This window comes from Streptomyces sp. NRRL F-6492, from assembly GCF_001280125.1.
Classification (GTDB): domain Bacteria; phylum Actinomycetota; class Actinomycetes; order Streptomycetales; family Streptomycetaceae; genus Streptomyces.
This window is the reverse complement of sequence record NZ_LGEG01000211.1, coordinates 122,131-146,436: the sequence shown is the minus strand read 5'-3', so window position 1 is coordinate 146,436 and position 24,306 is coordinate 122,131. Positions and strand designations below refer to the sequence as shown.

Annotated in this window: 25 protein-coding genes and 1 riboswitch; of the genes, 11 read left to right on the top strand and 14 right to left on the bottom strand. The window is 72.1% G+C overall.

The genetic code is table 11. From position 1 onward, the window contains the following. Nucleotides 1-37 precede the first annotated feature (37 nt). Nucleotides 38-1,348 carry a threonine synthase gene (gene thrC, locus ADL08_RS16745; protein WP_078968040.1) on the bottom strand — a complete coding sequence of 437 codons (1,311 nt, stop codon included), beginning with the start codon at nt 1,346-1,348 and terminating at the stop codon, nt 38-40. Then, nucleotides 1,342-1,486, bottom strand: a riboswitch (SAM riboswitch). It overlaps the preceding gene by 7 nt. Nucleotides 1,487-1,636: 150 nt before the next feature. On the opposite strand from thrC, the gene ADL08_RS16740 reads away from it, so the two are divergent. The 3 genes from ADL08_RS16740 to ADL08_RS16730 all read left to right on the top strand — a co-directional run bounded on the left by ADL08_RS16740 (nt 1,637) and on the right by ADL08_RS16730 (nt 4,339). Then, nucleotides 1,637-2,578 carry a glucosyl-3-phosphoglycerate synthase gene (locus ADL08_RS16740; protein WP_053643632.1) on the top strand — a complete coding sequence of 314 codons (942 nt, stop codon included), beginning with the start codon at nt 1,637-1,639 and terminating at the stop codon, nt 2,576-2,578. A gap of 38 nt (nt 2,579-2,616) precedes the next feature. Continuing rightward, entirely contained in the window at nt 2,617-2,883 is a 267-nt protein-coding gene (locus ADL08_RS16735; RefSeq protein WP_159043005.1) for a hypothetical protein, read from the top strand. A 94-nt stretch (nt 2,884-2,977) separates the two neighbouring features. Continuing rightward, a complete protein-coding gene (locus ADL08_RS16730; protein ID WP_053643627.1) occupies nt 2,978-4,339 on the top strand; it encodes an alpha,alpha-trehalose-phosphate synthase (UDP-forming) in 1,362 nt (453 codons plus the stop codon). A 465-nt stretch (nt 4,340-4,804) separates the two neighbouring features. Here the strand turns inward: ADL08_RS16730 and ADL08_RS16725 are convergent, their stop codons facing one another. The 5 genes from ADL08_RS16725 to ADL08_RS16710 form a co-directional block, all read right to left on the bottom strand. Further along, nucleotides 4,805-5,347 (bottom strand): GNAT family N-acetyltransferase, encoded by a 543-nt coding sequence (locus ADL08_RS16725; protein WP_267889574.1) that lies wholly within the window; start codon nt 5,345-5,347, stop codon nt 4,805-4,807. A gap of 25 nt (nt 5,348-5,372) precedes the next feature. Then, nucleotides 5,373-5,936: a lasso peptide biosynthesis B2 protein gene (locus tag ADL08_RS16720; protein ID WP_053643625.1), complete on the bottom strand. Its 564-nt coding sequence runs from the start codon at nt 5,934-5,936 to the stop codon at nt 5,373-5,375. Next, complete coding sequence (locus ADL08_RS16715) at nt 5,936-7,822, bottom strand: albusnodin/ikarugamycin family macrolactam cyclase (protein ID WP_078968038.1); 1,887 nt, start codon at nt 7,820-7,822, stop codon at nt 5,936-5,938. Before ADL08_RS16715 ends, ADL08_RS16720 begins: the two co-directional genes overlap by 1 nt. A 19-nt stretch (nt 7,823-7,841) precedes the next feature. Continuing rightward, nucleotides 7,842-7,976 (bottom strand): albusnodin family lasso peptide, encoded by a 135-nt coding sequence (locus ADL08_RS36665; RefSeq protein ID WP_107091980.1) that lies wholly within the window; start codon nt 7,974-7,976, stop codon nt 7,842-7,844. 174 nt (nt 7,977-8,150) lie between these two features. Beyond that, complete coding sequence (locus ADL08_RS16710) at nt 8,151-8,357, bottom strand: hypothetical protein (RefSeq protein ID WP_053643620.1); 207 nt, start codon at nt 8,355-8,357, stop codon at nt 8,151-8,153. A gap of 406 nt (nt 8,358-8,763) precedes the next feature. Here ADL08_RS16710 and ADL08_RS16705 point away from each other — a divergent pair, with 406 nt between their 5' ends. Together ADL08_RS16705 and ADL08_RS16700 are read left to right on the top strand one after the other, a co-directional pair. Beyond that, entirely contained in the window at nt 8,764-10,023 is a 1,260-nt protein-coding gene (locus ADL08_RS16705) for a helix-turn-helix domain-containing protein (RefSeq protein WP_234352157.1), read from the top strand. Further along, entirely contained in the window at nt 10,020-10,568 is a 549-nt protein-coding gene (locus ADL08_RS16700) for a hypothetical protein (protein WP_053643618.1), read from the top strand. Before ADL08_RS16705 ends, ADL08_RS16700 begins: the two co-directional genes overlap by 4 nt. 87 nt (nt 10,569-10,655) lie before the next feature. Here the strand turns inward: ADL08_RS16700 and ADL08_RS16695 are convergent, their stop codons facing one another. After that, the gene (locus ADL08_RS16695; protein ID WP_053643616.1) at nt 10,656-11,018 is read right to left on the bottom strand and encodes a winged helix-turn-helix transcriptional regulator; all 363 of its coding nucleotides are present in this window, start codon (nt 11,016-11,018) and stop codon (nt 10,656-10,658) included. A 99-nt stretch (nt 11,019-11,117) separates the two neighbouring features. Here ADL08_RS16695 and ADL08_RS16690 point away from each other — a divergent pair, with 99 nt between their 5' ends. Further along, on the top strand, nt 11,118-12,008 hold the full coding sequence (locus tag ADL08_RS16690) for an NAD(P)-dependent oxidoreductase (protein ID WP_053643614.1): 891 nt from the start codon (nt 11,118-11,120) through the stop codon (nt 12,006-12,008). Between the two features lie 62 nt (nt 12,009-12,070). On the opposite strand, the gene otsB is transcribed toward ADL08_RS16690, so the two are convergent. The 3 genes from otsB to ADL08_RS16675 are packed head-to-tail and all read right to left on the bottom strand — an operon-like array spanning nt 12,071 to nt 14,525. Continuing rightward, on the bottom strand, nt 12,071-12,913 hold the full coding sequence (otsB, locus tag ADL08_RS16685; protein WP_053643612.1) for a trehalose-phosphatase: 843 nt from the start codon (nt 12,911-12,913) through the stop codon (nt 12,071-12,073). Nucleotides 12,914-12,959: 46 nt separating this feature from the next. Further along, nucleotides 12,960-13,232, bottom strand: coding sequence for a DUF3263 domain-containing protein (locus ADL08_RS16680; RefSeq protein ID WP_053643609.1), 273 nt, complete (start codon nt 13,230-13,232; stop codon nt 12,960-12,962). A 12-nt stretch (nt 13,233-13,244) separates the two neighbouring features. Continuing rightward, complete coding sequence (locus ADL08_RS16675; RefSeq protein WP_053643607.1) at nt 13,245-14,525, bottom strand: extracellular solute-binding protein; 1,281 nt, start codon at nt 14,523-14,525, stop codon at nt 13,245-13,247. 304 nt (nt 14,526-14,829) lie between these two features. Between ADL08_RS16675 and ADL08_RS16670 the strand changes: the two genes are divergently transcribed. The 3 genes from ADL08_RS16670 to ADL08_RS16660 all read left to right on the top strand — a co-directional run bounded on the left by ADL08_RS16670 (nt 14,830) and on the right by ADL08_RS16660 (nt 17,977). Beyond that, complete coding sequence (locus ADL08_RS16670) at nt 14,830-15,780, top strand: ROK family protein (RefSeq protein ID WP_078968037.1); 951 nt, start codon at nt 14,830-14,832, stop codon at nt 15,778-15,780. Next, the gene (gene nagA, locus ADL08_RS16665) at nt 15,780-16,934 is read left to right on the top strand and encodes an N-acetylglucosamine-6-phosphate deacetylase (protein WP_053643603.1); all 1,155 of its coding nucleotides are present in this window, start codon (nt 15,780-15,782) and stop codon (nt 16,932-16,934) included. Before ADL08_RS16670 ends, nagA begins: the two co-directional genes overlap by 1 nt. A gap of 122 nt (nt 16,935-17,056) precedes the next feature. Then, nucleotides 17,057-17,977: a 1-phosphofructokinase family hexose kinase gene (locus tag ADL08_RS16660; protein ID WP_053643602.1), complete on the top strand. Its 921-nt coding sequence runs from the start codon at nt 17,057-17,059 to the stop codon at nt 17,975-17,977. 7 nt (nt 17,978-17,984) lie between these two features. On the opposite strand, the gene ADL08_RS16655 is transcribed toward ADL08_RS16660, so the two are convergent. Together ADL08_RS16655 and cdgB are read right to left on the bottom strand one after the other, a co-directional pair. Continuing rightward, on the bottom strand, nt 17,985-18,962 hold the full coding sequence (locus ADL08_RS16655; protein ID WP_053643600.1) for a CBM35 domain-containing protein: 978 nt from the start codon (nt 18,960-18,962) through the stop codon (nt 17,985-17,987). Nucleotides 18,963-19,070: 108 nt separating this feature from the next. Beyond that, nucleotides 19,071-20,738: a diguanylate cyclase CdgB gene (cdgB, locus tag ADL08_RS16650; RefSeq protein ID WP_053643598.1), complete on the bottom strand. Its 1,668-nt coding sequence runs from the start codon at nt 20,736-20,738 to the stop codon at nt 19,071-19,073. Nucleotides 20,739-21,026: 288 nt separating this feature from the next. Here cdgB and ADL08_RS16645 point away from each other — a divergent pair, with 288 nt between their 5' ends. Then, nucleotides 21,027-21,593 (top strand): flavin reductase family protein, encoded by a 567-nt coding sequence (locus tag ADL08_RS16645; RefSeq protein WP_053643596.1) that lies wholly within the window; start codon nt 21,027-21,029, stop codon nt 21,591-21,593. Between the two features lie 25 nt (nt 21,594-21,618). On the opposite strand, the gene arfB is transcribed toward ADL08_RS16645, so the two are convergent. Beyond that, nucleotides 21,619-22,056 (bottom strand): alternative ribosome rescue aminoacyl-tRNA hydrolase ArfB, encoded by a 438-nt coding sequence (arfB, locus tag ADL08_RS16640; protein ID WP_053643594.1) that lies wholly within the window; start codon nt 22,054-22,056, stop codon nt 21,619-21,621. 116 nt (nt 22,057-22,172) lie between these two features. On the opposite strand from arfB, the gene ADL08_RS16635 reads away from it, so the two are divergent. Then, entirely contained in the window at nt 22,173-22,748 is a 576-nt protein-coding gene (locus ADL08_RS16635; protein ID WP_030221799.1) for a TerD family protein, read from the top strand. Between the two features lie 110 nt (nt 22,749-22,858). Here ADL08_RS16635 and ADL08_RS16630 read toward each other — a convergent pair whose 3' ends face one another. Continuing rightward, complete coding sequence (locus ADL08_RS16630; protein ID WP_053643592.1) at nt 22,859-24,262, bottom strand: M1 family metallopeptidase; 1,404 nt, start codon at nt 24,260-24,262, stop codon at nt 22,859-22,861. Between the last annotated feature and the right edge of the window lie 44 nt (nt 24,263-24,306).

The window sequence follows — 24,306 nt, the reverse complement described above, 5'->3', positions numbered from 1 at the left end:
TGCGTAACCTTTCGGAGAGCCGGGGTGCCGGAGGGCTTCAGTGCGCCAGGCCGGCGTCGCGGAAGGCGTCCAGGCTGGGGCGGATGGTGACGGTCTCCCGAGAGGTGTCGGCCACCGCGTCCAGGGTCTTGAGCCCGTCGCCGGTGTTGATGACGACGGTGGTGAGCTCCGGGTCGATGAGGCCGTTCTCCACCAGCTTGCGCGCGACGCCGACGGTCACGCCGCCCGCGGTCTCGGCGAAGATGCCCTCGGTCCGCGCGAGCAGCTTGATCGCGTCGACGACCTGCTCGTCGTTCACGTCCTCCACGGCGCCGCCGGTGCGGCGGGCGATGTCGAGGACGTACGGGCCGTCGGCCGGGTTGCCGATGGCGAGCGACTTGGCGATCGTGTTCGGCTTCTGGGGCCGTACGACGTCGTGGCCCTCCTTGAAGGCGACCGACACCGGGGAGCAGCCCTCGGCCTGGGCGCCGAAGATCTTGTACGGCCTGTCCTCGACGAGGCCCAGCCTGATGAGTTCCTGGATGCCCTTGTCGATCTTGGTGAGCTGGGAGCCGGAGGCGATCGGGATGACGATCTGGTCGGGGACGACCCAGCCGAGCTGCTCGCAGATCTCGTACGCGAGCGTCTTGGAGCCCTCGCCGTAGTACGGGCGCAGGTTGACGTTCACGAAGCCCCAGCCCTCGCCGATCGGGTCGCCGATGAGCTCCGAGCAGAAGCGGTTGACGTCGTCGTAGTTGCCCTCGACGGCGACGAGGTCACCGCCGTAGACGCCGGCCATGACGACCTTGCCCTCTTCCAGGTCGTGCGGGATGAACACGCAGGAGCGGAAGCCGGCGCGGGCGGCGGCGGCGCCGACGGCGCCGGCCAGGTTGCCGGTGGAGGAGCAGGAGAGGGTGGTGAAGCCGAAGGCGCGGGCGGCCTCGATGGCCTGGGCGACGACCCGGTCCTTGAAGGAGTGGGTCGGGTTGCCCGAGTCGTCCTTGACGAAGAGCTTGCCGGGGGCGACGCCGATCTCGCGGGCGAGGTTGTCGGCCTTGACGAGCGGGGTCCAGCCGGGGTTCAGGTTCGGCTTCTCGGCGACGTCGGCCGGGACGGGCAGGAGGGGGGCGTAGCGCCAGATGCTGGCGGGGCCGGCCTCGATGCGCTTCCGCAGTTCCTCGGGGTCGCCGGCGGGGAGGTCGTACGCGACTTCGAGCGGTCCGAAACAGAGCTCGCAGGCGAAGATCGGGCCGAGTGCGAAGACTTCACCGCATTCGCGACAGGAGAGCCCTGAAGCGGGACCGAGGTCGACGGTGGTGGCGGGTGCGACGGTCTGTGCAGCCATGGAGGCGAGGCCCTTTCTCCTCATCTTTCCCATGACGAATTTTTCGCCATGAGACGGATTTGGCACCTTCCCTAGCCGGGGACCTCGCTGGATGACGAGTGACCGACTGGAGGGTTGCCGGGGCTTCAACGGGCCGTTTCCCTCTGCCCCTCTGGATGAGCGGTATTCGATTGTGGGGAGCGCCGGGACTTTCGTTCCCGCACTCCGACGCGGTTGCCACCCCGACGTGCACGGGGTCGCTGCGTTGTTCAAGACTGTAACCGAAGGCCCGGGTGCTTGGACGGCCCGTCCGAACCGCGAGATGGAGATCACGTGCTGGAAGAGGTGGAGCGCTGGCTGTCCCGGCGGTCCTGGTCCGTGGCGGACCGGCCGCTGGAGCGGATCCTCGCCGCCAAGCGTGCGACGACGGTCAGCGTGGTGCTGCCCGCGCTGAACGAGGAGGCGACCGTCGGGGACATCGTGGCCGTGATCCGGCGCGAGCTGATGTCGGAGGCGGTGCCGCTCGTCGACGAGCTGGTGGTGCTCGACTCGGGCTCCACGGACCGCACGGCGGAGGTCGCGGCGGCGGCCGGGGCGCGGGTGGTCGCGCGCGACGGGATACTCCCCCGGATACCGGCCGTGCCCGGCAAGGGCGAGGTCCTGTGGCGGTCACTGATGGTGACGACCGGGGACGTGGTGTGCTTCGTGGACGCGGACCTGCGGGACTTCTCCGCGGACTTCGTGACGGGGATCGTGGGCCCGCTCCTGACCGACCCGGACGTGGACCTCGTCAAGGCGATGTACGACCGGCCGCTGGACGGCGCCCCCGGTCAGGGCGGCCGGGTGACGGAGCTGGTGGCGCGCCCGCTGCTCAATCTGCACTGGCCGCAGCTGGCCGGCTTCGTGCAGCCGCTCGGCGGCGAGTACGCGGCCCGCCGCTCGCTCCTGGAGCGGCTGCCCTTCCCGGTCGGTTACGGAGTGGAGCTGGGGCTGCTGGTGGACGCGCTGCACACGGTGGGCCTGGACGGGCTCGCGCAGGTGGACGTGGGGGTCCGCAAGCACCGGCACCAGGACGGGCACGCGCTCGGCCGGATGGCGGCGGCGATCTACCGGACGGCGCAGCTGAGGCTGTCGCGGGGGCACCTGGTGCGGCCGTGGCTGACCCAGTTCGAGCGGGGCGAGCGGGGCTTCGAGCCGCGGACGTACGCGGTGGACACGGAGGAGCGGCCGCCGATGGCGGAGATCGCGGAGTACGCGCGCCGCCGCGTGGCGTAACGCCACCTTATGATCCGTTTTGCATACATTCACCTTCCATGAGCTTCAAGCGAGGTGCGAGCAGGATGCTGGCGGCGACGAGCATGGCGACGGCCTCGCTCCTGGCCGTCCCGGCGGGCGCCGCCCCCGTGCCGCCGGGTCCGGTCCACGTCTCCCCGGCGCCGGGCGCGCCGGGGAGGACGGTCGCCCCGGCACCGGCCCGGGGCGGCGAGGAACGGCTCTGGCTGCTCGGCGGCCTGGTGACGGCGCTGGCGGCGACGGGCCTGGTGGCGAGGGCGGCGCTGCGCGAGCGCACCGACCTGTGAGCGCCCGCGCGGTTCTCGCTGACCCTCCGTGGCCGGAACCCCCCGTCTTGTATACGTACGTTTGAGCGTTTACAGGACGGGCTAGGTTCGCCACATGGCTACTGTGCTCGTGGCATCCAACCGCGGTCCCGTCTCGTACGTGCTCGGCGAGGACGGCTCGCTCGACACCCGCAGGGGCGGCGGCGGTCTGGTCTCCGGCCTGAGCGCCGTCTCCTCGCAGGACAGCGTGTGGGTGTGCGCGGCCCTCGGCGAGGGCGACCGGGAGGCGGTCCGGCGCGGGGTCGGCGAGCCCGGGGTCCGGATGCTGGACATCGATCCGGACGTGTACGCCGACGCGTACAACGGCATCGCGAACTCGGTGCTGTGGTTCCTCCACCACCACCTGTACGACGTGCCGCGCGAGCCCGTGTACGACGCGGAGTTCCGGCGCCGCTGGGAGTCGTACCGCGCGTACAACCGCGCCTTCGCGCAGGCGCTGGCCGCGGCGGCGGACGAGGGGGCGGCGGTCCTGGTCCAGGACTACCACCTGGCCCTGGTCCCCGGGCAGCTCCGGGAGCTCCGCCCCGACCTGCGGATCGCGCACTTCACCCACACCCCGTGGGCGTCCCCGGAGTACCTGCGGATGCTGCCGGACGACATCCGCGAGGAGCTGCTGTGGGGGATGCTCGGCGCGGACGAGCTGGGCTTCCACACGTCGGCCTGGGCCGGGGCCTTCGCGGCCGGCGCGAACGTGGAGGGCACCGGGACGCGGGTCGCGGTGCACCCGCTGGGCGTCGACGCCGAGGAGCTGCGGGCGCTGGCGTACCGGCCGGCGGTGGACGAGCGGCTGGCGGAGCTGCGGGCCGAGGTCGGCGACCGGAAGACCATCGTCCGCGTGGACCGCACCGAGCTGTCGAAGAACATCCTGCGCGGCCTGCTGGCCTACCGCGAGCTCCTGACCACCCGCCCCGAGTGGCGCGGCCGCGTGGTCCACCTGGCGTCGGCGTACCCCTCCCGCCAGGACCTGGAGGTCTACCGCGCGTACACGACCGCGGTCGCGGCGCTGGCGGAGGAGATCAACGCCGAGTTCGGCACGGAGGACTGGACGCCGGTCCTGGTCTCGGTGAAGGACGACTTCACCCGCTCGCTCGCGGCCTACCGCCTCGCGGACGTGGCCCTGGTGAACCCGGTGCGCGACGGCATGAACCTGGTGGCCAAGGAGATACCGGTGGTCTCGGAGCAGGGCTGCGCCCTGGTCCTCTCCCGCGAGGCGGGCGCGTACGAGGAACTGGGCGAGGACGCCCTCACGGTGAACCCCTTCGACGTCTCCCAGACCGCCGAGGCCCTCCACACCGCCCTGACGATGCCCCCGTCCGAACGCGCCGACCGCACCAAACGCCTGGCGACGGCGTCCACGGCCCTGCCGCCCCAGAGGTGGTTCCTGAACCAGTTGGAGGCGCTCGGTAACCCCACGTAGGGCCTGGCGGCCCGGCGGAGAACCGAAAACGCGGAAGGCCCCCGGCGACCTCACCGCCGCTCCGGAACACGTACGGACGCTTCGCCCCCCCCGGGTGGAGTTCAACGAGCTGAGCGCCGCCGCCACCGGCCTGGGCTGCTCGATCGAGCCCGACGACGACGGACCTCCGCCGGTACTGGGTGGCGGAGACGGGAGCGAGGATCTTCGTCGTCACCGACCCCGACCTCTACGGATAGGGCGAACCCGATCCGGAGACGCCCGGCACCCGAGCCGGCGACGTCTGGTCTCTGTCCGTGTCGCCGTCGTGGTGGCGGTCCACGAACTGACTCGGATCCGCGCCCCGGCCCCCGAGGAGGCGCGGCGGACACTCCACGGGTGCCCGCCGCGCACTCGTACGAAGCCCGGCTCCCCACCCTGGAGCAGGACGGGCGACATGGATCCCGTTCTCGTCGGCGCCGATCGCTACTACCGCTCCGGATCGACCAGGGCGCGTACGGCCGAAGGGCCGGTGAAGTCGCGGGCGAGAGCGTCCATGACCAGCTCGTCGCACACCTGGCCGAGCCAGTACCCCGCCTCGCGCAACGTGCCCACGGTCTGGAACCCCGCCTTCTCGTACGCCTTCACACCTCCAACGTTGGGCGCCAGCACCTTCAGCCAGACCATGCGCAGGTTGACGACATGGAACGCGTAGTCGAGCACGAGGCGGGTGGCCGCGCTCCCCAGCCCGCGCCCCCGTGCCTCCGGAGCGAGCATGACGACGTACTCTGCGGTGCGCACCTGATGGTCGGGGAGGAGTGTCGCGACTCCGGCGGGAACGGGAACGGCACCACTGAGGTCGTAGACGGTGAATCGGACGTTTTCGCCGCGCAATTGATGTGCCATGCCTTCGGCTCGCGCTTCCAGCGATTCCGGGGCCTGGCGCCCGTAACCCACGAGGAGGGCCGGGTCCTGTTCCCACCGCCAGTAGGTCTCCACGAGGTCGGACCGGAACGGGCCGAGACCACAGATGTCGTCCTTGATCCACAAGATGGGGTCAGTGGTCACGGCGGTCTCCGATCACGAGAACGGGGGTGTAGGAACGGGTCGAGTCGGGCTCGGCCGCGAGGACACCATCCACAGTCTGGACCCAGGCGTGCAGGCGGACAGGGTCCGGTGCCACGCCATGACACCAGATGACGGACAGGCGTCTCATGGCGAGCAACAGCACGGTGGCGGCGGATTCCTCCAGGCAGGCCGTACGACCGGGTGACAACCACGCAGCACGGCGTACGGCGAGCACGGCCGCCCTGGCCTGCCCGGGTGTCGCCGGACGGCGGCACGTTGACGCGGCAGCTCGCACCACGGTCGTCACGCGATGCATCGCGGTCGCTCCGGGGCCCGCGTTCTTGACGGCGAAGACGGTTGCCAGGGCGGCAGTGGCCGAGGCTGTCCAAGGGGCCGAAGGGCGTTCGAGACCAGCAGGGTGCTCGGTGCTGCCCCAACTGGCGCGGGGCGCGGCGACGGGGTTCTGGCTTCGGCCGGGCGTCTGGCAGCGGACGCGCCCTGTGCGGTAGTCGATGACGACCAGCACATGTCCGAAGTCCACGGACTTCTCCATCACGTCCTCCCTGAGACATGGACGGCCCAAGCCGGGGCGGAGTCGCGGTGATGTGCGTGGAGCCAGGCCTCCACGGTAAGAACCTGCTCGATGGTGGCGAGCGACATAGGGACACCGGCGGCGGCATGCTGAAGACGGCGATCGAAACGGACGGGGTCGAGAAGACCGAAAGAGGCGAGGTGGCCGTCGGCGAGGGTCCGGAGATCGTCCAGGTTGGCGCGCATCCCGGTGTAGTGATCGACTTCGAAGCTCCCCTTCGTCGTACGCGTGGCCACCGCGGTGGGCAGCAGGTCACCGACGGCGCGTACGAGCAGGGGCTTGTAGCCGTGGACGGACGGCCGTCGATCCAGTGGATTGCGCAGCACTGCGTCGATCACGGACGCGTCCAGGAAGGGGTTGTGGAGGTCGACTCCGCAGCCGGCCACGAGTTCCGCGTCTGCCCGCGCGGTACGAGCGACTTCCCGGATCTCGTCCACGAGCGTGCGTGTGGAGGCGTCCAGAACGCGAAGGGGATCGAAGGCCGCAGCAGCCTCATGGGCAGCTCCGGCGACGTGTCCGAGGGCGGTCGGCTTCACCCATCCGGGAATCGGCGGTGGAGCGAACCAGCGGATGTTTCCACGGCCCCGGTGTGGCGCCGCATCGCCCGAGAAGTACCGGGCAACGTCCACGAGGGCATCGGACCGACTGGTGCAGGCCATCCTTGCCGTCTCTCTCAGCAGGGGTAGGACGGGAGTGCGGCGAAGACGCGCCCAACCGTGTGCCTCACGCACGACTCGGCGCCACCGACCGGCACGTACGAGGTCGCAGAACTGCGCCGGAGGCTGGAACAGAATGCTGTCTCCGCCGTCTCCGGTCAGATGGGTTCTGGTGCCCAGTTCATGACTCATCCACCGGATCTGACCGAGGAGACGGGCCTGAGTGAGGGTCGACGGGGCGGGTTCGTCGGTGGCGGGCAACGAGGTGATCCCGCTGTACGGCAGGTGCTCGGTGCTCAGCGGGAGCAAGTGGTGGGAGATCCGTCCCCGAAAGGCTGCGGCCGTCAGCCGCGCGTAGTACAGATCGGCCCCGTCCGTCTGCCCCTCGGGGTGGATCGTCACCGCGTCGAGTACGTGCGAGTCGTTGAGGGAGAGCGCGGCGAGGACGGCCACAGTGGTGGAGTCCAGTCCTCCGGACAGATCCGAGGACAGGGCGGGATCCGCTTGTGCGCGCAACGCCACGGCGTCGGTGAGAGCCCGGCGAAGTCGGCGATGCGCCAGGCGGCGGGGATCGGCCAGAGGTACCCACCTCGTGACGGAGCGCACCGGGCCACCGTTCCGGGGCAGTTCTGCCCGGCTACCAGGCGGTAGTTGCTCGATTCCCGTGAAGAACGTCCTCCTGCCGACAAGGCTGGGAATCGAGGGGGCGAGGACCGCACACGCGACGCGGCGCACATCCACGTCGGCGCGGGTGAGCGAAGCGAGAACCCTGGCGGAAGTCGCCCATGCCCAGCCGCCGCCCCACCGTGTGGCATAGAGGGGGAAGGACCCGGCCGGGTCGGTGTGCACCACCACGTGCTGCGCGTGCTCCTCGATCACCGCGTACGAGCCGGGCCAACGCCATGCCACGTCGGCAGGCACCGGCTTGTCGGCGAGATCACGTAGTTGCCCCGCCGTCACACCGCACCAGCCGACCACCAGGACACGAGGTCGGCCCTCACCGGTGGGCACCGGGTGGACCGGGGTCCCCCCGAGCCGCCACAGCGCGATGGAGGGAACTGGGCTCTGAGCGCCGAGCGGACGGGGAAAACCGTCCGAGGCCGTACTGAATCCGCCTAAGGTCACGAGTCCTCCGGTGTCGGGGCGGGCTACAGGAATGCGGCCCCGGCAGAAGCCGGAGCCGCACGTCATGCGGAAGGGCTACGGACGATCAGCAGTTGTACGCGCGCCGCTTGTCCTCGGAATGCCCTCCGCCCTGCCCCTCGGTCAGCTCGGCGACATCACCGATGTCGACCGTGTCCGGCTCGGACGCCGTGATGTCCTCCTTGCGAAGCGTTTCGCTCATGACGATTGCCTTTCTCCAGGTGGATGAAGTGGTGGTGCGACCCGCTTCGCGCCGACTGCCGAGAGAGGCGAAGCGGGGATCCGTGGGCCTGCCTGCCCGGCGCCCCGGCGACTGCCAGGACGATCACGAAAAGGCCGGCGACGACGGTACTGAGCAGGACGGTGAAACGCCGGCTCACGCAACGACCTGAACGTTGGCGACGGCGGCCGACCACTCGACACCGGACGCGGGCCTGATGTGGGCGACCCGCACCACTCGGCCGTCGTCGTGAACTTCGTGGGTGACGGCCACGAGTTCTCCTTCACCTCCGGAAGCGATGTCGCGTACCCGGCGCCCGAGCAGTTCGTGCCGCTCGTACCCGGCGTGGTCGACGGCGTTCACGCCCCGTGCTCCTGCTCGGTCCGAGCGGGCCGCTCTACAGCGGAACGGCGCATGAACCGCTCCCATCCGCCAGCCGCTCTGAGACGTAACTCCCGGCTCGGAACGCCGTGCTCCGGATTCGGTACGACGTACTCGCGTCCGCTTGCTCCGGGCGTGCGGCGGGGGAGGAGAGGGCTGTCCATCGCTTGCTCCTGCCGTCGGTGTGTTTCGACGGCCGTCCAGGTTGGTGGGAGGGAACCTGCACGGATCACCCCGCGCCCGGACGGCGTGTGATCAGTCAACGGCTCCTGTCGACCGGAGAACAGGAAAGGTCGCCGATCGCACCGGTACTCGTAACCGGAAAACTTTGCGTGCGCTTTGCGACTCCCCTGGCCCTCCAAGAGAGCACGGAGCTACTTTCTGCGTCGTGGCAGTCAACGCCGTGTTGAAGCAGCGGATGCTCGATCTGGGCCTCACTCAAGAGGAGTTGGCAGGGCAGATGAATGCCGCCCTGCTGAGGATCACGGGCAGTCCTGGCGAGGTGTCGGACCGGACCGTGCGGAATCTCCTCAGTGGCGCCACCCGGCGACCGATCGGCCGCACGCGCAGGGCTCTGGAAGAGGTTTTCGGCCGTCCTTTACGAGAGCTGGGGTTCGAACTTCCCAGCACCACAGCAACACCGGAGGCCCCAGTGGAACGACGCCAGTTCATCGCAGCCGGATCGACCCTGGTCCTCGCGTCGGCCACCGCCGCTGTCAGCGCTCCCCGCCGCATCGGCGCCAGTGACGTCGAACGACTCCAGCGCAGGTTCGCGGACGTGGTCGCCAAGGACCATCGCCACGGTGGCCGGCTCGTCATCGAGCAGAAGGCCGCATCTCTCGCGGACGAAGCCCTGGCCCTGCAGGCCTCCGGCAGCGTCGGCCAACGCATCAGGAGGCAGATCTACTCTTCGGCTGCAGCCTTCCGGTCCTCCGCGATGTGGGCTGCCATCGACGGACGCCGGTTCGACGACGCCGCCCGGCACATGCACGTCGCCCAGCAGCTTGCCGAGATGGCCGGCGATCCGTACATCAAATTCCGTATCTGGTCCCATGCCGGGACGATGTACCGGCACATGGGCCGGCCGTCCGATGCCATCGTGGCCAATGAGGTTGCCCGCAAACTGGGCATCACTCGCCAGGACCCCATGTTCGCTTCTCTCGGTCTGGCCAGGCAGGGAGCGATCCACGGAGTGGCCGGAGACGGAACCGCCACCCGCCGGGCGTTCGAGCAGGCGCAGAACGCGATGCTGCGGGCCGATCCGGACGACCATCGCCCCGTATGGATGAACGCCTTCTACGACCAGGCCGAACTCGACAGCCTCGCGCTGTCCGCGTACCTCGCTCTCGGCGACTTCGAGCGGGCCGAGGCCCACGGCCACCGTTGCCTGGCAGCTCTCCGACCCCACATGCACCGGTCCAAGGCAATCGCCACGACCCGCGTCGCACGAGCCCAGCTCGAACAAGGCGATGTGGAACCCGCTGTCGCGAGCGCGATGTCCGTCCCGGCCGATGCCGCCACTCGTCATCCCCGTGTCGTGGGAATGCTTCATGCTTTCGGTGTGCGCCTGAAGATCATCGCTCCCGGCAGCCCCCTCACCCACACTTGGGCCCAGTACGCTCGCGAGACCTGGAGGCACCCCGCATGACCACCCTACTCCGCCGCTACACGAGCGCCCCCGAGGACATCGAGCAGGTCACCACTCCACTGATCGCGGCATACGCGAAGGTCCGCGAGCCGCTGCTCCACCTGCCGAACTACGCGGTGCCGGTTTTCGCCGAGCGCCTGGAGCGTCACGGCGGAGAGCCGGGTTTCGAAGCGGTGCTCGCGTTCGACACCGAGGGGCGGCCGGTGGGCTACGCGTACGGCAACACGGTGGAGAGCGGGGACCGTTGGTGGCAGAGGATGGGCGACGTGGACCCCGCCTTCACCGGCGCCCCGGCCCTGGCCCTGAAGGAGATCGGCGTCACGGTCCCCCACCGGGGAACCGGACTGGCACGGCGCATCCACGACGAACTCCTCGTCGGCCGCAGCGAGGCGTACGTGTCGCTGATGGTCAACGCGTCGGCCGGTGACGGAAAGGTCCGGCGGGTCTACGAGTCCTGGGGGTACGGGGTGATCGGCACGAGCCGTCCCTCCCCCGAGTCCCCCGTACTCACCATGATGATCCGGCCGACCGGAGCCGGTTCCTGACGGGGGGCCGGAGTTCACTCGTCGCCGTCGTCGTCGCCACCGTCGACGACGGTCAGGACGGGGCTCCGTGAAAGTCCTGTCGGCCCCTCACGTGCGGAGCTGCTCCGGGGAGGCGGCGGCCCGCCGCCCCCTCCCCCACTCCGCCAGCGGTTCGAGGGCGTCGTTGAGGCGGGCGCCGGCCTCGGTGAGGGCGTATTCGACGCGGGGCGGGACCTCGTCGTAGGAGACGCGGTCCACGATGCCGTCCGCCTCCATCTCGCGCAGGTGCGAGGCGAGGACCTTCTCGGTGATGCCCGGGACGAGGCGGCGCAGTTCGCCGAAGCGGCGGTAGGGCCGCTCGTGGAGCGCCCAGAGGAGGAGCACCTTCCACTTGCCGCCGATGACCTCCATCGCGGTGTCGATCCCGCACACGTGCCCGTCCGGTGTGCCGGGCCTGTTCGGCGTCGCCATGTCCCCCGCCCCTCCGACCTGCTCGCTTCCCCCGGGGTAACCACCCACTCCGAAGTGCGTACTTGATCACCTCCGGGCCCTGGAAGCAGCCTAACGGGCATGACACAGAGCCCCTTCGAGGAAACCCCCGCCACCCTGCTCGGCCTCGGCGCCATGGGCACCGCCCTGGCCCGCACCTGGCTCGCCGCCGGCCGTCCGCTCACCGTCTGGAACCGCACCCCGGCCCGCGCCGAGGCGCTCGCCGCCGAGGGGGCGAAGGCCGCCGGGAGCGCGGCCGAAGCCGTCGCCGCGAGCTCCCTCGTCCTCATCTGCCTCCTTGACGACGCCTCCGTCGGTGCGACCCTCGACGGCGTCGACCTGACCGGGAAGGACCTGGTCAACCTGACCACGACGACGCCCGCCGAGGCCCGCGCCCGCGCCGCGTGGGCCGAGGAGCGCGGCGCCCGCTACCTGGACGGCGGGATCATGGCCGTCCCGCCGATGATCGGCGTCCCCGGGGCCGGCGGCTACGTCTTCTACAGCGGCTCGCGCGAGCTGTTCGAGCGGCATCGGGACACGCTCGCCGTCCCGGCCGGCACCACCTACGTCGGCGAGGACCCGGGCTTCGCGGCCCTCCACGACGTGGCCCTGCTCAGCGCCATGTACGGCATGTTCGCCGGAGCCGCGCACGCCTTCGCCCTGATCCGCCGGGAGGACGTCGACCCGGTCGCGTTCGCGCCGCTCCTCCGGGACTGGATCCGGGCGATGGCCGGTCCGTCGGTCGAGCAGACCGCCCGTCAGCTCGTGAGCGGCGACTACACCGACGGGGTCGTTTCCGGTCTGGCCATGCAGGTGGCGGGCACGCCGACCTTCCTGCGCACCGCCGAGCAGCAGGGCGTCAGCCCGGAGCTGATCGCCCCCTACTTCGCGCTGATGCGGCGGCGCCTGGACATGGGCAGCGGCGAGGAGGACCTGACGGGCGTGGTCGATCTGCTGGTACGGGAACGCTGACGGGTTCCGGCGCGGCCGGCCCTCCCGTACCGCCGCCGGCCGGCCCTCCGTACCGCCGCCGCTCAGGCCCCCCGTACCGCCTCCGCCAGAGCCGTCAGGAAGTCCACCACGCCCGTCGGGCCCGGGACCGAGAGGTCGGCGCGGTCGGAGAGTTCCGGGACCTCGCCGGAGCCGCTGCAGACGAGGAGGCCGGGCGTGCCGTCGGAGCGGAGCTTCTCGACGGCGGCGAAGGCGGGCAGGTCGCCCAGGTCGTCGCCCGCGTAGAGCACGGAACCGGCGCCGGTCTCCCGTACGTACGCGGCGAGTGCCACGCCCTTGTCCACGCCCGGGGGCCGCAGCTCCAGGACCATCCGGCCCGGCTCCAGGACGAGCCCGTGGTCGGCGGCGAGGTCGGCGAGGGGGCCCTTGAGCGCTTCGAAGGCGCCTTCCGGGTCGGTGGCCCTGCGGGTGTGGACCGCGACCGCGCGGCCCTTCTCCTCGATCCAGACGCCCGGCCAGGCACCGGCCCGGTCGAGGAGGCCGGGCAGCTCGGCGCGGACGGCGGCCACGCCCGGGTGCGCGGGGGCGGCGTGGACGGCGCCGGTGGCGGCGTCCCAGCGTTCGGCGCCGTAGTGGCCGAGGACGACGAGGTGCTCCAGGCCGGGGACGCCGGCGAAGCCGCCGTTGCGGACGGCGACCCCGGCGGGGCGGCCGGTCACGACCACCACGGAGGCGACGCCGGGCGCGAGGGCCGCGAGGGCGGGCACGGCCCCGGCGTGGGCGCGGGCCGATTCGGGGTCGGGCACGATGTCGGCGAGGGTGCCGTCGAAGTCGAGGGCGACGACGGTCTCCTCCGGCCGCGCGAGGATCGCGGCCAGGCCGTCACGGCCGGCGGACGTGGTCGGGTGCGGAAGGCTGGTGACCATGCTTCCGACCCTACCCACGCGGGGCGTTCCCTACCTTCCCTCTCCGCTACCTCCTGCGCTGCCGCTCCTCGCGGATCCGGCGCAGCCGGTTGACGGTCACCGGGTCGTGCGCGAGGGCGCGCGGGTCGTCGAGGAGGGCGTTGAGGAGCTGGTAGTAGCGGGTCGGGGAGAGGCCGAGCCCCTCGCGGACGGCCCGCTCCTTGGCCCCGGGGCCCGGCCAGGACCGGCGCTCGACGGCGAGGAGGGCCCGCTCCTGCTCGGTGAGGCCGGCCGGACCCCCACCGCTCCCCCCGTGCGTCGTCTCCCGGTCGTCGGTCATGTGACCAACCTATTACTCGTCGGCCTCCGCCGCCGTGGCCACGCGGCCGATCGAGGCCAGGACCTCGGCGGGGCGTCCGTTCGGGGTGACGGCCTTGCCGATGTCCTGCTTGACGTTCTCGCTGACCTTGGCCCACGAGGTCTTGCCGACCGGGGGGAGCTGCGCGTCGGGGAGGACCTTGAGGAAGACGCGCAGGTTGGCGTGTTCGGGGTCGGTCTCCATGCGGGTGGAGGCGCTGACGGTGACGGGCAGCAGGTCGTTGTCCCCGGCGAACTTCAGGACGTTGTCGTCGTTGAAGGCGAAGTTGAGGAAGTCGCCGATCTCCTTGCGGTGACCGTTCTGCTTGAAGCCCATGATCCAGTCGGCGACGCCCATGGAGGTCCTGGACGGCCCGTCGACGCCGGGGAGGGGCACCTGCCCGACCTCGACGCCCTTCTTCGCGGCCTCCTTGAGGAGCGAGGGGTGGCCGTTGAGCATGCCGACCTCGCCGTTGGCGAAGGCGGCGAAGGCGGCCTTGCGGTTGAGCTTGCCGGGGGCGACGGGGCCGGTGAGGTCCTTGCCGACGAGGTTCTTCCGGAGCCAGTCGAAGGTGCGCACGTTGGCCTCGGAGTCGACCGCGTAGTGGTCGGTGGCGTCGGTCCAGCCGCCCTCGCCCGCGAGCAGCCACATCATGGCCTCGGCCTGGGCCTCCTCGGGGCCCAGCGGCAGCGCGAAGGGGGTGCGGACGCCCTCCTTCTTGAGCTTCCCGGCGGCGGCGGCCAGCTCGTCCCAGGTGGTGGGCGGCTCGGCGCCGGCCTTCTCGAAGAGGGCCTTGTTGTAGAAGAGGGGGCGCGTGGAGGCGACGAAGGGCAGGCCGTACTGGATCTGCTTGTGCTCGCCGGCGGCGGCGAGCGGGGCGAGGAAGTTGGCCTGGACGGGTATGGAGAGCAGCTCGTCGGCGGCGTAGAGCTGGTCGGCGGCCGCGTAGTCGGCGTAGGCGCCGATCTGCGCGATGTCGGGGGCCTCGCCGGCCTTGACCATCTCGGCGACCTTGCGGTCGACGTCGTCCCAGGACTCGACCTGGACCTGGACCTTGATCCCGGGGTGCTCCGCCTCGAAGGCGGCGGCGAGGTCGGTCCAGTACTTCTTGGTGGAGTCGCCGCCGGTCAGGTCGTACTCGGCGGCGACCAGCTTCAGGGTCACGTCGCCGGAGTCACCGCCCAGGGATCCGCAGCCGGAGACCGTGGCGGTCAGGCCGAGGGCCGCGGCGGCCGCGGTCAGTCCAAGAAATCGTCGCCGCTGCACGGGCTTCATCCACCTTTTGCTCGTCGTTGAGCTGCGCTGAGCTGCACGTTTGCTCTCGTCAGGGCCGCAAGTCTGCCTCGCGCGCGTACGTGAGGTCTACACCACTCGGGTATCACTTCCGCAACACCCTTCCGAAAAGCCGCGGAACGGACGCGGGAGCGGACGAGGGGGCGTGCGCGGCGCGAAGGTCGGGCGCGTCCGGGGCGCGCGCCGCCCGGGAGGGGGCGGAGCGGGAATCGAATTTGTATCCGTTCGCAACAATCCTCAGCAGTGGACTAGACCTTTAGGGCCTCCGCGCGCCAGACTGTTCCACGTGAAACACGTCATCGCCCTGGATGTGGGCGGCACCGGTATGAAGGCCGCCCTCGTCGGGGCGGACGGCACCCTGCTCCACGAGGCCCGCCGCGCCACCGGGCGCGACCGGGGCCCCGAGGCCGTGGTCGAGACGATCCTCGGCTTCGCCGAGGACCTCCGCACCCTCGGCCAGGAGCGGTACGGAGAGCCCGCCGCGGCCGCCGGAGTCGCCGTCCCCGGAATCGTCGACGCCGAGAACGGCATCGCCGTCTACGCCGCCAACCTCGGCTGGCGCGACGTTCCCATGCGCGAACTCCTCAGCCGCCGCCTCGACGGCATCCCCGTCGCGCTCGGCCACGACGTGCGCACCGGCGGCCTCGCCGAGGGGCGCATCGGCGCGGGCAACGGCGCCGACCGCTTCCTCTTCGTGCCCCTCGGCACCGGCATCGCCGGCGCCATCGGCATCGGCGACCGCATCGAGGCCGGCGCCCACGGCTACGCCGGCGAGATCGGCCACATCGTCGTCCGCCCCGGCGGCACCGCCTGCGGCTGCGGCCAGCGCGGCTGCCTGGAGCGGTACGCCTCCGCCTCCGCCGTCTCCCTCGCCTGGGCCGAGGCCGGCGACGACCCGGAGGCGGACGCCGCCGACTGCGCGAAGGCCGTCGAGTCCGGCGACCCCACGGCCGTACGGATCTGGCAGGACGCCGTCGACGCGCTCGCGGACGGTCTGGTCACCGCGCTCACCCTGCTGGACCCCCGCACGCTCATCATCGGTGGCGGTCTCGCCGAGGCCGGGGAAACCTTGTTCACACCACTTCGGGCCGCGGTGGAGGAGCGAGTCACGTTCCAGAAGCTGCCCGCCATCGTCCCGGCGGCCCTCGGGGACACCGCCGGTTGCCTGGGCGCGGGCCTCCTCGCCTGGGACCTGCTCGCCGCCCAGCGCCCCACCGACTCGGAGGTTTCCGCCTGATGGCCGATCACAAGGTTCTCGCCGGCGCACACGTCGTGCTGCCCACCGGGATCGTCGAGAACGGACGCGTGATCGTCGACGGCGAGCGCATCGTGGGCAGCGCCCCGGAGGGCGCGGAGACCATCGACCTGGCAGGCCACTGGCTCGTCCCCGGCTTCGTGGACACCCACAACCACGGCGGCGGCGGCGCGTCCTTCACCTCCGGCACCGCCGAGGAGGTCCTCAAGGGCGTCCACACCCACCGCCTGCACGGCACCACCACCACCGTGGCCTCCCTCGTCACCGGCGAGATGGACTTCCTCACCGAGCGGGCCGGACTGCTCTCCGAGCTGGCCGAACAGGGCGAGATCGCCGGCGTCCACTTCGAGGGCCCGTTCATCTCCCCCTGCCGCAAGGGCGCCCACGACGAGACGCTGCTGCGCTACCCGGACCCGGCCGAGGTCCGCAAGCTGGTCGACGCCGCCCGCGGCCGGGCCAAGATGGTCACCCTCGCCACCGAGCTGCCCGGCGGCCTCGACTCCGTACGGCTGCTCGCCGAGCACGGCGTGATCGCCGCCATCGGCCACACCGACGCCACGTACGAGCAGACCGCCGCCGCCATCGACGCGGGCGCGACCGTCGCCACCCACCTCTACAACGCGATGCCCGCCCTCGGCCACCGCGCGCCCGGCCCGATCGCCGCCCTCCTGGAGGACGAGCGGATCACCGTCGAGCTCATCAACGACGGCACCCATCTGCACCCCGCCGCCCTGGAGCTGGCCTTCCGCCACGCGGGCGCCGGACGCGTCGCCCTCATCACCGACGCCATGGACGCCGCGGGCTTCGGCGACGGCCGCTACATGCTCGGCCCGCTGGAGGTCGAGGTGAAGGACAGCGTCGCCCGGCTCGTCGAGGGCGGCTCCATCGCCGGCTCCACCCTCACCCTGGACCGCGCCTTCAAGCGCTCCGTCACCGTCGACGGCCTGCCCGTCGAGTCGGTCGTCCAGGCCATCTCCGCCAACCCGGCCCGCCTCCTCGGCGCGTACGACCGCGTGGGCTCCCTGGAGCCCGGCAAGGACGCCGACATCGTCGTCCTCGACGCCGGGTTCAACCTCCGGGGCGTCATGCGCAAGGGCGCCTGGATCGTCGAACCGGCGATCGCCGCGGCCGTCTGATCAGGAGTCATGCCAAAGGGCGGCGGGCCGGGGTCTGGGCCTGCCGCCTTTCCTTTGGCATGATCAGGGGCCGTCGGAACGTACGTTCCAGAGGTCTTCACAGGATGTACGGGGGTGGGCAGGTGATCGTGACGGTCACCCTCAACACGGCGCTGGACCTGACCTACCGGGTCCCCGCCCTCACCCCGCACGCCTCCCACCGGATCACCCAGGTGATCGAGCGCCCCGGCGGCAAGGGGCTCAACGTGGCCCGGGTCCTCGCCGCCCTCGGGTACGAGACCGTCGCCACCGGCTTCGCGGGCGGCGCCACCGGGGCCGTCCTGCGGGAGGGGCTCGCGGCGACCCCGGTCCGGGACGAGCTGGTCGGGACGGCGGGGGCCACCCGCCGCACCGTCGCGGTCGTCGACGCCGCCACCGGCGACACCACCCAGCTCAACGAGCCGGGCCCGACCGTCACCGCCGCCGAGTGGGACGCCTTCCGCACCCGCTTCGCCGCGCTCCTCGACGGCGCCGCCGCCGTCGCCCTCTGCGGCAGCCTCCCGCCGGGCATCCACGTCGGCGCGTACGCGGAACTCGTCCGGCTCGCCCGGGCCGCCGCCGTGCCCGTCCTCCTCGACACCAGCGGCGAACCCCTGCGGCGGGGCATCGCCGCCCGCCCGGACCTGGTCAAGCCCAACGCGGACGAACTCGCCCGGCTCACCGGCGCCCGGGAACCCCGCCGGGCCACCCTCGACGCACGCCGCCGGGGCGCCCACGCGGTGGTCTCCTCGCTCGGCCCCGAGGGCCTGCTCGCCGCCACCCCGGAGGGCCTCTGGCGCGCGGCCCCGCCGGCTCCCGTCCGGGGCAACCCCACGGGCGCGGGCGACTCGGCCGTCGCCGGCCTGCTCTCCGGCCTGGTCGACGACGCCCCCTGGCCGGACCGCCTCACCCGCGCGGTCGCCCTCTCGGCGGCGACGGTCCTCTCCCCGGTGGCCGGGGAGTTCGACGCGGCGGCGTACGAGGAGCTGCTGGGGCGGGTGAAGGTGACGGAGGAGACCCCCTAGGGGGTGGTCACCGGCCGGTGTGCCCGGCCTCCAGGTAGACCTGGTCGAGGGCGGTGTCACAGGAGTCGCCCGACTCGCAGGAGATCTTGAGCGAGTTCGCCCCCTCGTTGAGCTTCACGTAGGAGTAGGTGTAGGTCCACCCCTTCTCCCAGTCGCCCTCGGGAGCCTTGGCGTAGTTCTTCATGTTGATCCCGCGCGGCTTCTCGCCGTTGACCGTCAGGGAGGTCTTCGCGTCCTTGCCGGGCACGCTGTACACGATCCGGAGGGTGTAGTCCCCGGTGCTCGGCACGTCCACGGACCAGCTGGCGGAACCGCCCTCGCCGTTGAAGGACACGTAGGCGCCGCCCGGGCCCTTCGCGCCCTTCACGGCCGTGTCGAGCTTCGCCGGGCCGCCCAGCTGGAGCGTGGCCGCGTCCTGCCTCGGCAGCTCGGTGGGGGTCGGCGAGGCGGAACTCGGCCCGCCGCTCGGGGTGTCGGACGGCTGGGAGGACGCCGTCGGCGTGGGTGCGGTGCCGCCGGCCTCGTCGTCCCCGGTGTCCTTGTTCTTGTTGGTGATCACCGCCGCCGCGATGCCGAGCACCACGACCGCGACGACCGCGACCGCGCCGATCAGCAGGCCCCGGGTGTTGGGGCCCCGGCCGGAGCCGCCGCGCTGCGGGGGCGGCGGGGTCTGGCGGGGCGGCTGCTGGCCGCCGTAGGTCTCGGGCGCGGCGTACTGCGCGTGCGGCTGCCCGTACGGCGTCTGCTGCTGCGGCGGCACGTACGGCTGCGCGTGCTGCTGGCCGCCGTACTGGCGGCGGTCGCCGACCGTTCTGACCTGGTTGTACGAGGTCCGGGGCACGCCCGGCTGAGCGGGACCGGGGCCGGGGTAGCCGTAGCCGCCGCCCTGCGGGGGCTGGGCGCCCGCCGCCTGTCCGTCCTCGTACAGGTAGCCGAACGGATCGTCGTCCTCGGGCTTGTTCGAGCCGTCGTTACCGGCAGCCATCCGGGTCATCCTCTCCATGCTCGCCAGCCGTCGCCGACCCGGCGAGCCTACCCCGAACGGACCATTCCCCGATTCGGACCCTTGACCTGGTAGGGGTCCGCGTGCACGTCAGCCGGCCCGGCGCTGGACCTTGGCCCGGGAGCGCTTCTCCACGTACATCCGCTGGTCGGCGGAGTTCAGGACCTCCTCCACGGACATCCCGCACTCGGCCCAGCCGATGCCGAAACTGGCCCCGACGCGGACCGCCCGCCCGTCCACCCGGATCGGCGGGATGATCGCGTTGCGGAGGCGTACGGCCAGGTCGGCGGCGTCGGCCGCGCCGAGGCCGTCGGCGAGGACGACGAACTCGTCGCCGCCGAGCCGGGCGACGGTGTCCCCGTCCCGCACGCCGGTGGTGAGCCGCCGGGCCACCTCGATGAGGACGGCGTCGCCGGTGTGGTGCCCGAAGCGGTCGTTGATCGACTTGAAGCCGTCGAGGTCGCAGAAGAGCACCGCGAGCCCCTTGGTGCCGTCGTCGGCCTCGCCCCCCGAGGGGGCCACCATGTGGACGTGGTGGTCGTACGGCCCCGCGCCGCCCGCCGGCTCGAAGCCGAAGCCGTGCTCGTGTTCGTGCTCGTACGGCTCGTAGCCGGATCCGGGACCGGTGCCGGGGACCGGGCCGTAACCGCCGCCGTACGCGCCCGGGGCGTCCGCCGGGCGCTCGCAGAGGCGGGCGGAGAGCCGGGAGCGCAGCTCGGCGCTGTTGGGCAGGCCGGTGAGGGCGTCGTGGGAGGCGCGGTGGGCGAGCTGGAGCTCGTGGCGCTTGCGCTCCTCGATGTCCTCGACGTGGGTGAGGAGGAAGCGGGGGCCGTCGGCGGTGTCGGCGACCACGGAGTTCCGCAGGGAGACCCACACGTAGGTGCCGTCGCGGCGGGCGAGCCGCAGCTCGGCCCGGCCGCCCTCGGCGGAGGTCCGCAGCAGGGTGCCGATGTCCTCGGGGTGGACGAGGTCGGCGAAGGAGTAGCGGCGCATGACGGAGGCGGGGCGGCCCAGGAGCCGGCACAGGGCGTCGTTGGTGCGCAGGAGCCGGCCGTGCTGGTCGCCGCCCATCTCGGCGATGGCCATCCCTGAGGGGGCGTACTCGAAGGCCTGGCGGAAGGACTCCTCGCTGGCGCGCAGGGCCTGCTGCTCCCGTTCGAGCCGGACCAGGGCCCGCTGCATGTTGGAGCGGAGGCGGGCGTTGCTGATGGCGATGGCCGACTGCGAGGCGTACATCTGGAGCGCCTCCTGGCCCCAGGGGCCGGGGTGCCGGCCGTTGCGCGGGCGGTCGACGGATATGACGCCGAGGAGCTCGCGGCCGGAGCCGGAGGCGTACATCGGGGCGTAGAGCCGGTCGTGGGGGTGCCACTCGTCCTCGAAGCGGGGCGCCGGGCCGTCGGTGTGCCACTGGGGGACGTCGTCCTCCATGAGGACCCAGCCCTCGGTGTGCGGTATGAACCGCAGGTCGCCCCAGCTCCTCCCCATGGACAGGCGGCGCTCCCAGGAGGCGCGGGAGCCGACCCGGCCGGTGATCAGGGCCTCGGCGGCGGAGCTTCCGGCGAAGGCGGCGACGACGAGGTCACCGTCGGGGCGCACGAGGTTGACGCAGGCGAGCTCGTAGTTGAGACCGGCGACCACGCCGTCCGCGACGGTCTGCAGGGTGTCCGCCAGGCTGCGGGCGGTGTTGAGGTCCGCCACGACCTGATGCAGCTGCCGCAGGGTCGAGAGACGGACGTACGGCTCCGACTCGGTCTCCATCGCTCGCCCTCCCCGAGACCTCGACAGCAACTCCAGGGTTCTGATCGGCTTCCTGTTGCACGTTGGCATTTCGCTGTGTACTGCGATTGCCACTGAATCACAGTGAGCTGCGCAGCCGGTACACAGGGTCAACAAATACTGGCCGCTGTGACTCAAGTCACAGCAGGTCATGGCGGGTCGGGGACGTCCCCGCGGGGTTTCCGCCCGGGGTCCTAGGACCGGCGGGGGGTGCGGTCCTGGTCCCCGCGCCCGATGCGGCCCCGGGGAAGCCGCCCTAGCGTCGGGAGCGTGCTCCGGAAGACCCTCTCCCCGCCCCCCGTGACCGATCTGGCGATCCCCCATGCTGAGGGGGTGAGCAACGAAGAGTTCCGGGCGGCGATGTCCCGCCTCGCGTCGGGCGTGGTCCTGGTGACCGCGCACGACCCCGACGACGGCCCGCGCGGCGAGGACGTCGGCATGACGGCCACCGCCTTCACGTCGGTCTCCCTCGATCCGCCCCTGGTCCTGATCGGCCTCCGCAACGGCTCCCGCATGGACGACCTGCTCACCGAGGTCCCCGTCTGGGCGGTGTCGGTCCTCTCCGAGAACCAGCGGCACGTCGCCGGGCGCTTCTCGATGAAGAACCGCGTCAGCGACCGGCTCCTCTTCGCCGACGTGCCCCACACCCGCGGCGGGGCGAGCGGCGCCCCGCTCATCGGCGGCGCGCTCTCGGTCCTGGAGTGCCGCACCGAGAACCGCGTCGTGGCCGGCGACCACACGCTCGTGGTGGGCCGGGTCCTGACGGCGGGCGTGTCCCCGGCGGACGGCAGCGGGCCCCTGACGTACTTCCAGGGGAGGTACCGGCAGCTGGGCTGACGGCCGGACACGGCCCGCCGGCGGATCAGCCCCAGTCGCGGGACTGCCGGGTGCGCTTGGTCTCCGAGCGCTGCTTCTTCTCCCGCAGCCGCCGCTCGTTGATGCCGCGCGGGATCTTCGTGGGCCGGCGGGGCTTCGGCGGCGGGGCCGTCGCCTCGGCGAGGAGGGCGGCCAGGCGGACCGCCGCCGTCTCGCGGTTGCGCCACTGCGAGCGGTGCTCCGAGGCCCGTACGGTCACGACGCCGTCGACCAGGCGGGAGGCGAGGCGCTCCAGGGCGCGGGCCTTCCACACCTCGGGGAGCGCGTCGGTGGCCGCGAGGTCGAAGCGGAGCTCCACCCGCGAGTCGCTGGTGTTGACGTGCTGTCCGCCCGGGCCCGACGAACGCGAGAAACGCCACTGGAGCTCGGCCTCGGGGAGCGAGACGGAGCCGCGGATCGGATAGGGACCGGACATGCCCCCCATGTTCCCCGTACTGGGCCGTCGGAGTCATCCTGATTTCCGCCGGGGACGGAACGGGAACCGTCGGGGGGTCACGCGCGTTTCTCCAGGCGACGACACCACGATGAAAGGGACTTTCCATGGCTGTGAGCCTGTCCAAGGGCGGCAACGTCTCCCTGACCAAGGAGGCCCCCGGCCTCGCCGCCGTCACCGTGGGCCTCGGCTGGGACGTCCGCACCACCACCGGCACCGACTTCGACCTCGACGCCTCCGCGATCGGCGTGGACGCCGCCGGGAAGGTCGCCTCCGACGCCCACTTCGTCTTCTTCAACAACAAGTCGACGCCGGACCAGACCATCGTGCACACCGGTGACAACCGCACCGGCGAGGGCGGCGGCGACGACGAGCAGATCAACGTCAACCTCGCGGCCCTCCCGCCGAACGTCGACAAGATCGTCTTCCCGGTCTCCATCTACGACGCGGTGTCCCGCTCGCAGAACTTCGGCCAGGTCCGCAACGCGTACATCCGCATCGTGAACCAGGCCGGCGGCGCCGAGCTCGCCCGCTACGACCTCTCCGAGGACGCCGCCACCGAGACCGCCATGGTCTTCGGCGAGCTGTACCGCAACGGCGCCGAGTGGAAGTTCCGCGCCGTCGGCCAGGGCTACGCCTCGGGCCTGGAGGGCATCGCCCGCGACTTCGGCGTCAACCTCTGACCAACCTCTGACCAACCTCTGACGGACGCGAAGGCCCGACGGCAGCGCGCCGGAGCCCCGGCGGGGATTCCCCGCCGGGGCTCCGGCGCGTGATCGAGGGCGGACGCTCCCTAGGGAGCGTCCGGCTTCCCCTTCCCGTACAGCCAGACGTCCCACAGCCCGTCGAGGTCCTTCCCCGCGGCCTCCTCCGCGTAGGCGGTGAAGTCGGCGGTGGAGGCGTTGGCGTGGCGGCGCTCCTCGGGCCAGCCGCGCAGGATCCCGTCGAAGACCTCGTCCCCGACCGTCTCGCGCAGCTTGTGCAGGACCATCGCGCCCCGTTGGTAGACGGGCGGGTCGAAGAGGTTCCCGGCGGCGGGCGGGGCGGCCGGCGGGAAGGCCCAGTTGGCCTCCTCCGCGAAGGCCCGCTCGAAGGCGGTGCGGGCGGGGACGCCCTCGTACTCCTCCGCGTACAGCCACTCCGCGTACGTCGCGAAGCCCTCGTTCAGCCACAGGTCCCGCCAGGTGGCGGGGGTCACCGAGTTGCCGAACCACTGGTGGGCCAGCTCGTGGACGAGGGTCGTCCGGTCGAAGGAGGAGGCCGGGAAGACGGGCCGGGTCTGGGTCTCCAGGGCGTAGCCGAGGGTCCCGTCCTCCGTGACGACCGCCCCGGCGGCCGAGAAGGGGTACGGGCCGAAGCGCCGCACCTGCCGGGCGAGGAGCGCGGGGACCTCGGCCCGCAGCGCGGCGCTCTCCGCCGCGACCTCCGGCTCGGCGGCGGTCAGCACGGGCACGGTCCCGAGGGCGGTCGCCGTCCCCGTCTCGTACCGCCCGATCATGACCGTCGCGAGGTAGCTCGCCATCGGCTCGGGCGTGTGCCAGACGGTGGTGACGCGCCCGTCCGCCCCCGTCCGCCGCTCGGTCCGCACGCCGTTGGAGAAGGCGTCGGTCCCGGCGGGGACGGTGAGGGCGACGTCGTACGCGGCCTTGTCGGAGGGGTGGTGGTTGCCGGGGAACCAGGTCGCGGAGCCGGCCGGTTCGCCGACCGCGACGACCCCGCCGCCGTCGGCGTCGCGCAGCCAGCCCTCCTCGGAGCCGTCCGCGTCCGTGACCGGCTCGGGCACGCCCGCGTACGTGACGGTGGCGCGGAACTCGGCGCCCTCGCGGATCTCCTCGCGCGGGCGGAGCGTCAGCTCGTCCCCGGCCCGGTTGTGCGCGGCGGGGACGCCGTCCACGCGCGCGGAGCCGACCGTGAGCCCGGACAGGTCGAGGTTGAAGGCGCTGAGGTCCTGGGTGGCGCGGGCGGTGATCTCGGCGGTGCCGTCGAGCCGCCCGGTGTCCGGGTCGTAGGCGAGGGAGAGGGCGTAGTGCCGCACGTCGTAGCCGCCGTTCCCGAGCTTCGGGAAGTACGGGTCGCGGAGCCCGGCGGCACCGGGGGTGCCCCGGACCCCGCCGGTGGCGCCGGTGCAGCCGCCCGCGAGCACCGCGAGGACGGCGAGGGCGGCGGCTCCGGTCCGGGTCCGGTAACGGTGCTTCACGGACCGATCGTAAGCAGCCGGGGCGGGTCGGGGCGTACGGAGAG